The sequence below is a fragment of the Psychrobacter sp. APC 3279 genome, from assembly GCF_030407795.1.
Taxonomy (GTDB): domain Bacteria; phylum Pseudomonadota; class Gammaproteobacteria; order Pseudomonadales; family Moraxellaceae; genus Psychrobacter.
In genome coordinates this window covers 82,214-96,992 of sequence record NZ_JASDCR010000001.1, presented here as the reverse complement: position 1 = coordinate 96,992, position 14,779 = coordinate 82,214, and the positions used below count along the sequence as shown (strand labels likewise).

Genomic DNA, 14,779 nt, shown 5'->3' with positions numbered 1-14,779 from the left:
CCTAATAATAAGTGTCAGTAGTTTTTAGTATATAAAAATGGTTGGCAAACGTTTTAAAGTAATGACTCTTATAAACCAGCGTCTGCTTTTAAGATATCAGCTTTGTCTGTTTTTTCCCACGTAAAGGCAGTCTCTGAGCCTGGACGACCAAAGTGTCCAAAGGTAGCAGTCTGCTGATACATTGGCTGTAGTAAGTTCAACATACGGGTAATGCCGTAAGGGCGTAGGTCAAAGTGAGTACGAATCAAGCGAATGATCTCATCGTTACTGATTTTACTAGTACCAAAGGTATTAACAGAGATAGAAGTCGGCTCAGCGACACCAATTGCATAGCTGACCTGTACTTCACAGCGCTCAGCAAGACCTGCTGCTACGATGTTTTTGGCCACATAACGTACTGCGTAAGCAGCACTGCGATCCACTTTTGAAGGATCTTTACCACTGAACGCACCGCCACCATGACGTGCCATACCGCCGTAAGTATCAACAATAATTTTACGACCAGTCAGACCAGCATCACCAACAGGACCGCCAATCACAAACTTACCAGTTGGGTTGATATGATAGCGTGTGCCAGCGTGCAATAAGTCAGCTGGTAGCACTTGCTTAATGATAGATTCCATCACAGCTTCTTGTAGATCTGACTGCGAGATGCTTGGATCATGCTGTGTTGATAATACAACAGCATCGATGGCGACAGGACGATTGCCGTCATACTTCAAGGTCACCTGCGCTTTGGCATCTGGACGCAACCATGGCAGCTCACCTGCACGGCGCAGCTCCGACTGACGCTCCATCAAACGATGGGCATACTCGATAGGTGCTGGCATTAATACTTCGGTCTCATTACTGGCATAACCAAACATCAAGCCTTGGTCGCCTGCACCTTGCTCTTCAGGGTCGCTACGATCGACGCCTTGCGCGATTTCAGGAGATTGCTTACCTAACATATTGATGACTGCACAAGTCTCGCCATCAAAGCCTAGGTCTGAATGGTGATAGCCGATGCCATTTACGGTGTCACGAACCAGACGCTCTAAATCGATATTTGCCGTTGTGGTGATTTCACCTGCAAGTATGACTGCGCCTGTTTTTACTAAGGTTTCGCATGCCACACGTGCGTGCAAATCTTCACGTAAGATAGCGTCAAGGATAGCGTCTGATATTTGGTCAGCCATTTTGTCAGGATGGCCTTCGCTCACAGATTCTGAGGTAAATAAGTTGTATTCACGCATAATGGGATCGCTTAATTGAATCAATAAGGGTAGGAAAAGCAGCACATCTGGGTGCTGCTCTAATTAATTTTGACCACGCATTTACGCGGCAGATAATCGGTGTTTCTCAATTTAAAATCGGTTTTGACTAAAATCTTTGCTAATAAATATGACCAAAGGGTGAGCTGACTATCATTTAATCAATATATAAAATGATACTGCCTCGCTCTAATATGGTCTTGGCGGTAACGAGTTGAAGCAGTACTTGCCCTAATAGACAACGCTAATGTGCAGATTGCCTTATCAGAAGCAGGGTAATAGCCAAAATCTCTTAACGCAAAATAGGGTTATTCTACCTTGAAACGTTATAAAACTCTAGTGAGCAACACTTGCTCTACTATAAGAAATGCTCAACAAGCAGTTCACTGCAATCAAAGGTGGTTACTGGATAGCGGTTTATCTAGCTGAGTGATTAGCTAGCAGTAGCGTTTGCTTGAAATGAACAATACGTTACAACTCTAAAAATGCAGCTTTATCTTTGAACATGCATTCTTCATAGACAGGGCAAGAGCTGCATTTGGGTGTACGTGCCTGACAAGTATAGCGGCCGTGTAAGATAAGATAATGATGAGCGTCTACGATGAAGTCTTCTGGGATGCGCTCGACCAGCTTTTTTTCGACAATGAGTACGGTTTTGCCAGTAGCAAGCCCAGTACGATTGCCCACCCGAAAGATATGCGTATCAACGGCCATGGTCGGCTGGCCAAAGGCCGTATTCAACACGACATTGGCAGTTTTTCGGCCGACACCTGCCAGTGACTCTAAATCTTTGCGGTTATCAGGAACAGTGCTATCAAATTTCTCAATCAAATCACGGCAAGTTTTTATGACGTTTTTTGCTTTGGCATTATATAGACCAATGTTTTTGATATAGGATTTGAGACCGTCTTCGCCTAATGCTAGTATCGCCTCAGGCGTATTGGCCACAGGGTACAATTGCTTGGTGGCAATATTGACACTGATATCAGTCGCTTGTGCGGACAAAATTACCGCGATAAGTAACTCAAAATTACTATCATAATTAAGTTCGGTGACAGGCTCATCAATAGTCGCTGCTAGCTTTTCAAAGAATGGACGCACGTCACGATTGGGCATTCGTCTAGAGGGCGGTGTGTCAGCTGTTTTATGTTTGACCGTTTTACTCATGGCATTTTGACTATTATTTTGATGAATGATTGTGCCAAATTATATGCTAGCGTTAGCATTCATGTTAATGATTAAAGTATCAATTTATTAACGCATTAATTGCGTAATCAGCTATTACCGTTATAGCGCTACTTGCAATGACTCAAGCTCGGCTTGTAAAGATTCGAGCTCTACTTGTTTCTTATCGTTTGCACGCACACTCAGTTGCTTTTCCAGTTTTTTGATTTTGGTACGGAGCTTGGCAGCCGCAATGGTATTTTTCGCTTGCGACTCACTGATGTTTAGAGACTGGCTTGCTGCGTTATTGAGCTTAGCCTCTACCATACTAACGACAGGTCTACTATTGCTCGTATCAGCAAGCTGTTCTGTCACACGTTTCAAATGAGTGTGGTAGCGTTGTCTTAAATCCTCTTGCTCTGCTATTCGCTCAGGCTCAGATATTTCCCGCTCAATCGTAACTAAGTCGATGCAATCAACAGGGCAGGGCGCGATACATAGCTCACAGCCCGTGCACAAATCTGTAAAAATCGTATGCATATGCTTGCCAGTACCAACGATAGCATCGACTGGACAAGCAGGAATGCATTTGGTACAGCCGATACAGTCATCTTCACGGATAACCGCACGAACCTCAGTCGGACGTTCAGAGGTGGCATCTATTGGCCACTGTGAAGGCACTGCCGTCAGCGTAGTGTTAGAAGTATCTATATCGAGAGTCTGAGCAATCGCATTGGTGACTGGCTGACCACCAGGCACACATTTATTATACGGCTCGCCATCTAATACAATTGCAGCGGCATATGGCAGGCAACCATCTGGATGCTCACATAGACCGCACTGCGTCTGTGGCAGACACGCATCCACACGTGCAATTTTTGCCTGTATGTCAGCGGACAAGGTATCAATGTGTAATGCATCGAATAAGATAGGTAGATTGACTAAGCGTATATTGGTGCTACTTTGCATTTAATTAAGGACCTTAATACCAGTCGTAAGAATTGGTATTAGTATAAATAGAGATAAAAGGTTGAGAAAGCGGTCTTTGTAAAACAGTATCTATAAAAGCATCTGCTCATGTTAGCGTGTTACTTCTCATTTTGGCGTGTTACTTACTAAAAATGAAGTTCGAAGTAAAACGCTTATCACAGGAGCAGCGATTTTAAAGAGATGAGATTGAAAATACAATACTATAGCGTAATGAGGTATTGATAGATAAGGACTGATTATAAATCTATATTTTGCTCTTTAGCTACTTGGTCAATCAAATCGCGAGCGATACTACCCTTTGGCGGAATTCTAGGTAGGTTTGAGAGATCAAAGAAATCAGCATGAGCTAGCTCATCTTCTTGCAAGATAATATCGCCACTGGCATACGATGCTCGAAAACCGAGCATCAAGTTAGAGGGGAATGGCCATGGCTGACTACTGACGTAGCGGATATCTGATACGCTGATATTGACCTCTTCTTCGACTTCACGTACCACCGCATGCTCCAGACTCTCTCCAACTTCTACGAACCCTGCGATCAAACCATACATTGGCGGTAGGTTCTGCTGTCCATGACGATGATGGTGAGCCAATAAGATTTGCATCTCACCTTTCACTGGATTTGGACGAGTAATAGCAGTGATGACGCAAGGTTGTACGCGAGGGTATTGGCGCAATCGACATACTGGACAAACCATGGCACGTTCGCCTTGGTCAGCATGTACGGTAGGGCTAGCACAGCGACTACAAAACTGCGTATCTGCTTGCCAGCTTAATAGTTGTATTGCCTGGCTAATCTGATCTGATAAAGCGACTGGCAAATGAGTCATTAGTTTTCGATAAGGAACAAAGGTGTTACCACTACTTTCAGCAATAATTGGTAGCGTCACGTTATGAGCAACTGCATAGTCATAAGTCATGGCGCTCGTCGCTTGAGCGGTAAAGCTATGAGCCATATTGGCGTCAACCGTACCCTTTGCATGGTTGCCAGCGCTATTGTTGTTGTCTGATAACCAATGATTTGGTGCTAGGCTCTCGTGCAGCGTTACATGACCGACTTGATAAGCTTGCTCATTTGAGTCATTACTATCAGACGATAGCTGAACTTGCAAAGGCCACCAACCATCTGGCATTTGACGGCATAAGATACTGTCATCACTTAATACAAAAGCATGGGCCATATAAAATTCCAAACATTATAAAGTAAGTCCGCATCGACGTAGACACAGACTTATTAAGAGTAAAATATCATCAATTCTATGTAAACCAGATACCCAGATATCCATATATATTGTCAGGTTGGTTCAGCCTAATGACTAGGCTAGTTTAACCTAATGAATATAGCGCTTTCACGTGCCTGACTCGTACCTACATTATCTTGAATTATCTATATTTAAATGAGATGTCATGGTTAAGAGATAATGACCATGACATGACAATGAGAAAAGTTAAGCAGCAAGTAGATGGCTTAAGCTCTGTTGACCAACATCAAGCGCTTGCTTGCTGACAGGGCGATTATTCTCAAAACCATCTAAGTGATGATCAACCGCCATAATAACATCAGCGATGCAGGCTAACGTACTGTCTTCGATACGTCGTCCGCCTTCGATACGTTGTTCGATATAGTTGGCTAGCTGACTCAGCATGCTGGCAGGTGTGGCCAACTGTAAGAAACGTACCGCGCCTGCTACTTGACGCATCATCCCAGGAATATTTTGGATATTGAGCATGTCGCGCTCAGGCTCCGCCAAATAATCATTGATGGCTTGCTCGGCACTAGCAATCGCAGTTCGGCTTTCTTGTATCAAGGTATCATTGGCCGTATTAAGCTGATGCAATGAGATATGCGGGTTATTCAGTGGTAGATAGATTGCCCCTGGTGTATGCATCTCTGCCATAGCAATGGTGGCGTTCTCTGCGTGCATTAACGCTAATAGCAAATGATCGAAGTCTTCAGGAGAAGGCGCTTGCCAATGGCTCACAGCTTCTGCTGCTTCGCTAAGACTATTGGCTGCGTTGGACAGACCTAACAAACGTAATGCCGAACTTAGTTCAGTCAGCTCTTTAATAATCTGCGCTGTCTGCATATCAATAGGATTGATTGAATCGCCACGTGCATAACTATCGACGTGTTCTTTAATGTTATTGATCTGATTTTGAATAATTGTGTTTAACGTATCGGTAAGTTCGCGGTTAGGACCGAATAAAAAGCGCTTCATTTGTTCTAACTGAGCACCTTCTAAATGGTTATTTGCATATTGTTCACGTAATTGCTGCGCTTGCTCGTTATCACGTTGACAGGCAAAGCTTACTAAATCTGCAAAGCGGGTATCCATGACTGGTAAATAGCTTTGAAATTGCTGCTCTAAATAGATAAGTGTGTGCTTTTGACTTAGGTTTAATGGTAATACTGCTGCGATATCAGTCACGGCGGCAGTCGCCGCTTGCCAAAATAAGCTATCAGTATTTGCAGCGATTAATGCACAAGCTGCACTCATAGCATCAAGCTTTTGCTGATCTGCAGCGTCAATGTTGCCATCTTGATTGAGTAGCGTAACCCCAAGGCCACTACGATACGCGTTGGTCAACAGCTCTGTGTCTAGATTAAGTGCGCTTAGAGATTCAAAGTTTTGTTCAGGATTGGCGATGATGACACTACTGCTACCAAATGCAGAAAAATAGTCTGCTGTAATAGGAGCTTTTTGACTATGTGCATTAAGCTTGTTGATTACAGGTATCAGTAGAGTAGGCTCTACCGATTCAGTCAATAGGACAAACTCGACATAACGATCCAAGGTCATGATGGCTTCTGATAGATCCATGATCAAATCAGTATCATTGTTGTCACCATTGTCATAAAGTCTCTGTAGACCACCAACAATGGCATCATTCAATGCTTCTGCACCGACCAAAGAAATCAGTTTGAAAATACAAGACAGTTGCTTTAATACTTCGATAGAGTCTGACAACAAAGGCGCCTGACTACTATCATCATTGAACTCACCTAGATGAATTTCAGTATCTTTAAGCGTTGCTATAACCTCATCATGCAGTAAATGGAGTGACGGTAGGTTAAAATCAGTAACACTAAGCGTTGGGGCGGTTAGCTTCATTTGCGCAGACTGGTCCATAAGTATTTTTCCATAATGTACTGATGAGAATAGCAATATGATAAATTTGATTTAGAAAGTATTAGCTAGTGATGTTTTAACGCTTTCTATCATAATAATCAAGACTAAATTATACAAATGTCGGTTCAATAAAAATTCGAACGACAATTACATGCTAGCTTTTAGGGCAGGATAATCTTCTGCCAAAGCGGCATACCAGCTTTGGTCAGCAGTTTCATCCGATGTTGAAGCCAGTAATAAATTCGCTAAATTGGCGAAACTTGCATGAGCAGTTTGTCCGCCATCGGTGTCTGTATCCTCTTCGATGGCAAGCGTGACCTGTCCACCAGTCATCGCCAAATAAACTTCGGCTAGAATCTCTGAGTCAAGTAATGCCCCGTGAAAAGTACGGTCTTGCTTACCAACATCTAGGCGACGCACGAGGGCATCTAGCGTGTTTTTTTGCCCAGGGTACTGCTGCTTGGCCATCGCCAGTGAATCGGTTACTTGCACTCGATTAGCAAAATCATTCAGACCAACTTTTGCAAACTCCATATTTAAGAAGTTCATATCAAAAGTAGCGTTATGAGCGATAATTTCAGCGCCGTCCATAAAGTCATACAAAGACTGAGCCACTTGGTCAAAGGTCGGCTTGTCGGTCAAAAATGCTTCAGAGATACCATGAATACGAATGACTTCGTCATCCATACCTCGCTGCGGATTGATATAAACGTGCAGCTTTTCACCAGTAAACTTACGTCCGACCAGCTCCACAATACCGACCTCGATAATACGATCGCCTTTTAGAGCATCAAGCCCTGTGGTTTCTGTATCCATGATAAGCTGACGATCTGCCTCATGGCGGTGTATCGGCTTTGGTAGTAGCGGCTTGAAATATGGGTTGGCACGGCTAGTATCCCCATCGAACTTAGGGGCATCAGATTCTACACTTGGCAACATATCGTTGTCGACGGTATCATCTAGGTGCGTTTGAATGTCTGGCATAGCTTTGGTACTCGTCGGGTTGTATGTATTATCTTGATGGCTGTGAGATTCTACAGCAATGTCTTCATTTATATCGCGATTGTCAGCAGCACTCTGACTATCTTCTCTTAGCGGCTCAGGTTCTAAGAGCTCTTCATCAAACTCATCGTCCATCATATCTAGACCCAATGGATCGAAACTTAGCCAGTCAGCGCTAGATGATTTTTGCGAAGTATCAATGTTAGTGTCAGTATTAGTAACAATGTTAGGATTAATATCAGTCGCTATGTGGTCTTTTTTTTTAGCCGTATCTGCTTTACTGACTATAGCTGAATGGCCGCTGTTTGAGGTGACACCTAAGTTTGCCAGCTCATCTGCTTTTTCGTTACCAGCATGTCCAGCGTGACCCTTGACCCAATGCCAGCTAACATCACGCTGTTGGCAGAGCTTATCCAATTGTTGCCATAGGTCTTGATTGGCGACGGGCTTTTTACTGGCAGTTTTCCAGCCCTTTTTCTTCCAACCTTCAATCCATTCAGTTATGCCTTTTTTGACATAACTGGAGTCAGTCCAAATCTCAAGAGTATGCTCATGCGGGCTATGCGTCAGGGCTTGTATCGCACCCATTAGTTCCATACGGTTATTGGTGGTTTCTTTGTCGCCGCCGTATAAATCTTGTGTGCTGCCATCACTAAATATAAGATGTGCGCCCCAGCCGCCAGCGCCAGGATTGCCTTTGCAAGCACCATCAGTATAGGCCACAGTGGTGTTTGTTTTAGCAGCCAATGGATCAATCGCGTTGTCTTTATGAGTGTTTGGCATTGAATTACGGTTGTCTGACATAAAAGAGTATGGACCTGATAAGTGGTAAGCATAGGGTAGTACTAGAGCATCTCGTTTACGTTATTCGAACGATGATGATGACGTTGTGAGTATAGCAAATCTATCATAAATATGGGCAGTCGTGACGCACAAAGTCAGAAAACCGTTACGGTAACTTATAACATAATAGTAACGTCCTAGTTTTCTGTTAAAATAGCGAAGCTCACTGAAAGCCACTGGTTTTTAATGACTGAGCTGTCTTTGCTACCAAGATGCCTAAGCGCATTTTTCTTATACAGCTATCTAGTGACATTTTGATAATAGTACACTTAATAAAAGTTTTTAATGCATGATTGCAGGATAACCCCATTATGTCCTTACGCTCGAATTTATTTAATAAGAGACTGACGTATCTGATGCTCAGTGTAACTACTAGCAGCGCGATTTTTCTGAGCGCTTGTAGTGATACTAGCCTTCAAGCAGATACCGAAGTTGCGGCAGATCTTTCTGTCTTTGAAGGTTGTTATACGGTGAGTCAAGATGAGCCTGCTCAGATAAAGGTCAGCCAGCAAGATGACACTTGGGTGATGCAGATGAAAGAGCCCGTCACTGCTAAGCGCGTCTGGGATACTCCAGAGCCGTTAGAAGTGATTGAAAATAGCGATATACCGCAGTTTTTCTCTATCGATCCAGACAATGTCGATGCAGTCATTGGTCGTCCTGATCGAGTGCTTGTACTGGCTCATGTCAAACCAGCTTACGCAAATATTGATCCGCTCTTAGACAGTGAGTACTTGTCGTACATTTATCGAGGCGCCAACACGATCTACCGTGTAGAGTGCGATGAGGTGAATACCGATATTTTAGCCAATCCACATGCCAATCTTGTTATCGATAATGTTGATGATAGTATTTAAATAAGCATTAACGATAGTACTTGGATAAGTATCGACTATAAATACTATTGTTGGTGGATGATATTTGCATAGACAGTATTTTGTTATAAACAGTCATACCATTAGAGTTAAGCAATATGAATTTTTTTAGTTACGTGGTGTTAGGTGGACTCTCTTATGCAGCTGGTTGGGCGGTAAGAACGTATGTATTAGACAAACAACCGACGCCTGAGCAGCCTTATAATTTGAAACATCCTGCGATTTTGGCATATTTGGGTGCATTCTTTATTATCATGTTGATCGTCTCTTGGCTGCTTGGTCGCTATGCACTTGGTCATGCTGCGATTGATTTACCTTTCATTATTGTCAACAGCCTCGTTGCGACATTCGTCTACTCGTTTGGCCTTAATCCAGAAAAAGCTAATTATGAAGTGCCTGATTAAAATTTAACGACAGATGAATCATGAAAACTAAAAAGCCACGACCGAAAAGTTAATTTGCGGTCGTGGCTTTTTCGATAGTGCAGTTTTTAATAGCTGAAAGTATTAATATTTATGAGGCTTTCTTAAGATTAGTACCAGTCTCGTCGCTATCTTTCTCATCATTACTAGTTTTATCGTTATCAGTCTTATCCGTGTCGTTGTTAGATTCTAACTTATCCTTAGTAGCTGACTGTTCCTGCTTCCATTCTTTGTATTTTTGCAGATCTTTTCTGGCCTGCTTTAAACAGAACTTAAGTACTAACGCATCATCGATATGGCCGATAAACGGAATAGAATCAGGAATGAGGTCAATTGGATTTAACACATAGAGCGCACCAAGAACGCCAGCTGAGATTGTCTTAAAAGGGATCTTACGGTAGTCACCTTTGTAATAGTCTTTGACAAGACTCATAAATAGCATTAAATCATCACTAAACGGCTCAAGGTAGCCGCTGTCCTCTAATTTTTGTTTAAGCTTATCTTCTTTGCCTAGCAAGTATTCTAAATTAGAGTCAAGTGACTTGTTTTTATCGGTTTTTTTATTAAACATAATTATTACCTTTTGTTTTTCGCGATGAATTTGTATTTACAGTAACAAATCTGATCGATCTATATTGTGTGTCTCAGTAGCGAAAAAGTAAATATCGGTAAAGATTAGGCAACCATCAGTGTCAGAAAAGCGTCTACAATATGCTGCCACAAGGTCTAAAAACACAAGTCATAAAAATAAAAGCGATAAGGTAGCAGTAAGATATGGGGATTAAGCGCCAGTCATGGACAGATGATGAAAATAGTCATGCAACTGAAACAACATCTGGGCTAAACCGTCGGCAGTTTCTACGTCGAATCGGGGTGAGTGCAGGCACAGCAGTACTAGCGAGCCAAGGTATTTCTCAAGCGCTTGCAGCCAGTCCTATCGAGTCTGGTCATAGTACGCAGCTGACCAAGGATGATCTACCAACTTCGTTATTGGATAATCGCTCATCATCACAAACGTCACAGGAATCACTGACGCAGGCAGGTTGTATCACGCCTACGATTGAGACGCGACTTTTTGCCAGCTCCAATGTCGGTGGTAGTGATGAGCGTAATCAGTTGGCATTAGATCGGGTGGCTTGTGCTGGGTTTAAAGTAGAAAATCCTGCTATTATCAATCGTCAGTACTTACGCTTCGCGGGAACGGACTCACAGCGTGCTAGCGATTTTCAAAACCTTGCCACTGGGGCAATAGCCGTGCCAAAGCTGCTGTTGGGTGTGCGCGGTGGTTACGGTGCCATGCGCATATTGCCTATGGTGGATTGGTCGACACTAGGACGTATTATGAAGGAGCGCGGCACGATACTCGCAGGCTTTAGCGATGTGACGGCTATTCAGTGTGCGCTATTGGCAAAAGGGTCAACGAGCTCGCTTGCCGCGCCAATGCTCTATAGCGAGTTTGGCAAAACTGTGCCTGATAAGATCAGCTGTCAGCAGTTTGTTGAAGCACTGACCAATCCTACTCTGACTATCAGCATACAAGATGCTACCTTAACCAGTCAGCAGCTACCTGTCATACTGACAAAGGGTGAGCCAAAACCATTAACTGGTACGATTTGGGGTGGTAACCTAAGTGTCGTGTCAGCGCTGGCAGGTAGTGAGTATTTACCGCGTATCGATGGCGGTATTGTATTTCTAGAAGATGTCGGTGAGCAGGCGTATCGTATTGAGCGCATGTTATATGATTTATATCTCGCAGGTGTGTTCAAAGGGCAGCAAGCGATTGTATTTGGAGCATTGTCTGGTACAGGCGAGGACAGTTATGACAAACGTTATGATGTCGGCACAGTCATTCGTCAATTGCATGAACTAACAGGATTACCGGTATATAGTGGTATGCCTTTTGGTCATATCGGCAACAAATACAGCTTTCCGCTAGGAGCGATTTGCCAGCTGAGTCCTAATGCAAATGGCGGCTATCAGTTGGCATTTACCGATTATCCAACCATCAAGGCTGATGCCATCCAAGTAGAAAGCTTGTGGCAGACTGCTTAAACGCTAATCACTGTCCTTTTTAAATAGCCAACCGTGAAAACTTATCTTGATACTCTTTAGGTGTCAGTTCAGTCGCACGTTTAAATAGACGCGTGAATGAAGAGATATCATCATAACCTACTTGATCGGCAAGCGACTTTATCGATACATCGCCTAATTCAAGTAAGCGTTTGGCTTGTTCAATTCTGACAGCCTGAATATACTCAATCGGTCGCATCGCCACGCAGGACTGAAAGCGCCTGTTTAAAGTGCGCGGGGTAATATTTACCATAGCGGCTAAACTACTGACCTGTAAAGAATGCTGAAAGTTTTCTTCAATATATTCTTGTACTTGTTTAATCAAATGATCCGAATGTGGCTTGTGCAAGGTCACATTGGTATAGCTATTTTGACTACCTCTTTTGCTATCGATAATTTGGGTTTTTGCCACCTGTGTAGAAATCTCACGTCCGCAGTACCGCTCTATCAATAATAGCCCCAAATCATAAAAGGCGCTGCCGCCAGCTGCACAAAATATATTGCCTGATTGGTTTGTTGACTCGCTTCTTGAATGGGTCACAAACTGATTTTCTTGTAGATCCACCAATGGAAAATCTGCCTTAAACTTATTGGCATAGCCCCAGTGTGTGGTGGCTATCTTATGATCTAATAATCCCGCCTTTGCCAAAAAAAATGCACCGCTACAGTTGCTTGCTATATCGGCCTTGGTATTTGCAAGCCGTACTAAGTGTGGCAGTAGCTCACTGTTTTGTTTTAGCACCTTGTCAATAGAGTCGCCAATGGTGGGCACGAGCAATAAATCGCACTCCGTGACATCTTGGATATCGCAGTGCGCTCGCACCATTAGGCGATTACTACATCTGATATCACCGCCACCCAAGCTTGCGATCTGTACCTTAAATCTAGGTTCAACCTCTTCATCTAAAAATCGCTGCCAGCTGACCCCTGTAAATGAAAAAAGATCTAAGGCGCCAGCGAGCACACTCCCAAGCACGCCATCGAAGCCAAGAATGATTACATTAAATGGTTTGAAATAGGGCATAAGTCACTCTTTTCCTTTGCTGTACTGACCAAAATAGCCATTATTTGGTTGATTTTAACTGGTTAGATACTCTGTTTATGTCTTATTTAACCATAATTATGTCATAAATGACAATACGGACAGGTGTCAAATTAGACTAATATCAATTGATAACCACATTTAATCAGTTAACGAGAATACTATGGCCGCAGATACCCTCCTAAACGATTTTGAATTACCTTTCCAATTGTATGATGTACTAGGCACAGAATCACTCACCGAGCACGCAAAGTTCTCAGAACATAGCCGCGAGACATTTGATGCTGTGTTAGAGACGGCAAATAAGATTGCGACAGATTTATTTTTACCACACAACCATATCGCAGATAAGAACGAGCCGCAGTTCGATGGTAAAAAAGTCAGCATGATAAACGATGTAAAAGTCGCTTTTGATGCGTTCCGTGAGTCTGGCTTTATCGCAGGTCGTTATAGCTTCGAAGATGGTGGCATGCAGTTACCTGAGACGGTTATGACTGCTGTGGCAGGCTACTTTATGGCAGCCAATCCATCAACGACTGCCTATCCATTTTTGACCACTGCGGCAATCAACGTTATCTCGCATTTTGCTAGCGATGATATCAAAGCAGCCTTTATGCCGCGTATGCTGACAGGTGAGTTCACCGGCACCATGGCACTGACTGAACCACATGCAGGTTCATCGCTTGCTGATATCAAAACCATCGCGGTAAAACAAGATGACGGCTCGTACCGTGTCAAAGGCAGCAAGATTTATATCTCAGCAGGCGATCATGAGCTGTCTGACAATATCGTGCATTTGGTATTGGCCAAAGTGCCAGGTGGTCCAGGTGGCGTAAAAGGCATCTCTTTATTTGCCGTGCCTAAGTATCGCTTGAACGATGACTTGTCTGTTGGCGAGCGTAACGATGTACATCTGACTGGACTGATTCATAAGCTTGGTTATAGAGGTGCGACTTCTACGGCATTGAGCTTCGGCGATGAAGGCGATTGTTATGGTTATTTGATCGGTGATGAGCATTTTGGCTTGCGTTATATGTTCAAGATGATGAATGAAGCACGTATCGCAGTTGGTTTTGGTGCTTCTATGATTGGTTATCGCGGCTATCAGTATTCGCTAGATTATGCCAAAGACCGTACACAAGGTCGCATTGCGCCAAACAATAAGCCTGAAGATGATGCAACGGCCATTATTCAGCATGGTGACGTAAAGCGCATGCTATTGGCACAAAAAGCTTATTCTGAAGGCGGCATCTCATTATGCTTATATGGCTCAAACCTAATTGACCGTATCAATACCTGTGAAGACGAAACACTAAAAAATGAGCTAACTGAACTATTAGATTTGCTAACGCCAGTGCTAAAAGCATGGCCATCTGAATATGGTCCAAAAGCCAATGATTTGGGTATTCAAGTATTGGGCGGCGCAGGCTATACACGTGAATATCAGGCTGAGCAGTTTTGGCGTGACAATCGTCTAAATCCTATCCATGAAGGCACAAACGGTGTGCAGGCGCTAGATTTGTCATTCCGTAAGTTATGGCAAAAAGGTGGGTTAGGCATTCAAATCCTAAAACGTGAAATTACACAAGATTTAGAAAGCATCACTACACCTGAGAGCGCACAACTTGCAGGCAAGCTGATGCCTTATATGGGTCAGCTGCATGAAGTGCTTGTGCATTTGGGCAAAGTGTTGCAGACAGAAGAAGCGCTGACATTGACGGGCAACGCGCAAGCACTGATGAATATTTTTGCCTCAATTGTACTGAGCTGGATTTGGATTCGCCAAGCCAGTAAAGCCGAGCAGCTGCTAAGTACGACGCAAGATGTCGAGCAGCAAAACTTTTACAAAGGCAAGATACAAGCAGCCAAATACTTCATCGATTGGGAACTACCATTAGTTAAACGCGACATCGAATTATTAACCAACACCAATTCAGTTTGCACTGATATGCAAGCGGACTGGTTCTAAGGACAACTCTAAGGAAAG

At 43.3% G+C, this 14,779-nt stretch carries 12 protein-coding genes; 4 read left to right on the top strand and 8 right to left on the bottom strand.

The features are described from left to right. Positions 1–68: 68 nt before the first annotated feature. From metK to dnaQ, 6 genes are all read right to left on the bottom strand, one after another. Positions 69–1,235 carry a methionine adenosyltransferase gene (gene metK, locus QL898_RS00235; protein WP_057760687.1) on the bottom strand — a complete coding sequence of 389 codons (1,167 nt, stop codon included), beginning with the start codon at positions 1,233–1,235 and terminating at the stop codon, positions 69–71. 489 nt (positions 1,236–1,724) lie between these two features. Next, positions 1,725–2,420, bottom strand: coding sequence for an endonuclease III (gene nth / locus QL898_RS00230; protein WP_290175414.1), 696 nt, complete (start codon positions 2,418–2,420; stop codon positions 1,725–1,727). Between the two features lie 120 nt (positions 2,421–2,540). Continuing rightward, positions 2,541–3,386: an RnfABCDGE type electron transport complex subunit B gene (locus tag QL898_RS00225; RefSeq protein WP_160021300.1), complete on the bottom strand. Its 846-nt coding sequence runs from the start codon at positions 3,384–3,386 to the stop codon at positions 2,541–2,543. 257 nt (positions 3,387–3,643) lie between these two features. Then, on the bottom strand, positions 3,644–4,588 hold the full coding sequence (nudC, locus tag QL898_RS00220) for an NAD(+) diphosphatase (RefSeq protein ID WP_290175413.1): 945 nt from the start codon (positions 4,586–4,588) through the stop codon (positions 3,644–3,646). 267 nt (positions 4,589–4,855) lie between these two features. Further along, the gene (locus QL898_RS00215; protein WP_290175412.1) at positions 4,856–6,538 is read right to left on the bottom strand and encodes a hypothetical protein; all 1,683 of its coding nucleotides are present in this window, start codon (positions 6,536–6,538) and stop codon (positions 4,856–4,858) included. 147 nt (positions 6,539–6,685) lie between these two features. After that, complete coding sequence (gene dnaQ / locus QL898_RS00210; RefSeq protein WP_290175411.1) at positions 6,686–8,344, bottom strand: DNA polymerase III subunit epsilon; 1,659 nt, start codon at positions 8,342–8,344, stop codon at positions 6,686–6,688. Between the two features lie 350 nt (positions 8,345–8,694). On the opposite strand from dnaQ, the gene QL898_RS00205 reads away from it, so the two are divergent. Both QL898_RS00205 and QL898_RS00200 read left to right on the top strand, forming a co-directional pair. Then, complete coding sequence (locus QL898_RS00205) at positions 8,695–9,240, top strand: hypothetical protein (RefSeq protein WP_227679256.1); 546 nt, start codon at positions 8,695–8,697, stop codon at positions 9,238–9,240. A gap of 116 nt (positions 9,241–9,356) precedes the next feature. Then, on the top strand, positions 9,357–9,662 hold the full coding sequence (locus QL898_RS00200) for a hypothetical protein (RefSeq protein WP_201547742.1): 306 nt from the start codon (positions 9,357–9,359) through the stop codon (positions 9,660–9,662). 109 nt (positions 9,663–9,771) lie between these two features. Here the strand turns inward: QL898_RS00200 and QL898_RS00195 are convergent, their stop codons facing one another. After that, complete coding sequence (locus QL898_RS00195; protein ID WP_290175410.1) at positions 9,772–10,251, bottom strand: YkvA family protein; 480 nt, start codon at positions 10,249–10,251, stop codon at positions 9,772–9,774. A gap of 203 nt (positions 10,252–10,454) precedes the next feature. On the opposite strand from QL898_RS00195, the gene QL898_RS00190 reads away from it, so the two are divergent. Next, complete coding sequence (locus tag QL898_RS00190) at positions 10,455–11,732, top strand: LD-carboxypeptidase (RefSeq protein WP_290175409.1); 1,278 nt, start codon at positions 10,455–10,457, stop codon at positions 11,730–11,732. A gap of 19 nt (positions 11,733–11,751) precedes the next feature. Here QL898_RS00190 and QL898_RS00185 read toward each other — a convergent pair whose 3' ends face one another. Further along, positions 11,752–12,774, bottom strand: coding sequence for a helix-turn-helix domain-containing protein (locus tag QL898_RS00185; protein WP_290175408.1), 1,023 nt, complete (start codon positions 12,772–12,774; stop codon positions 11,752–11,754). Positions 12,775–12,955: 181 nt separating this feature from the next. On the opposite strand from QL898_RS00185, the gene QL898_RS00180 reads away from it, so the two are divergent. Then, positions 12,956–14,761, top strand: a complete 1,806-nt coding sequence (locus QL898_RS00180) for an acyl-CoA dehydrogenase (protein WP_290175407.1) — start codon at positions 12,956–12,958, stop codon at positions 14,759–14,761. Positions 14,762–14,779: the final 18 nt, after the last annotated feature.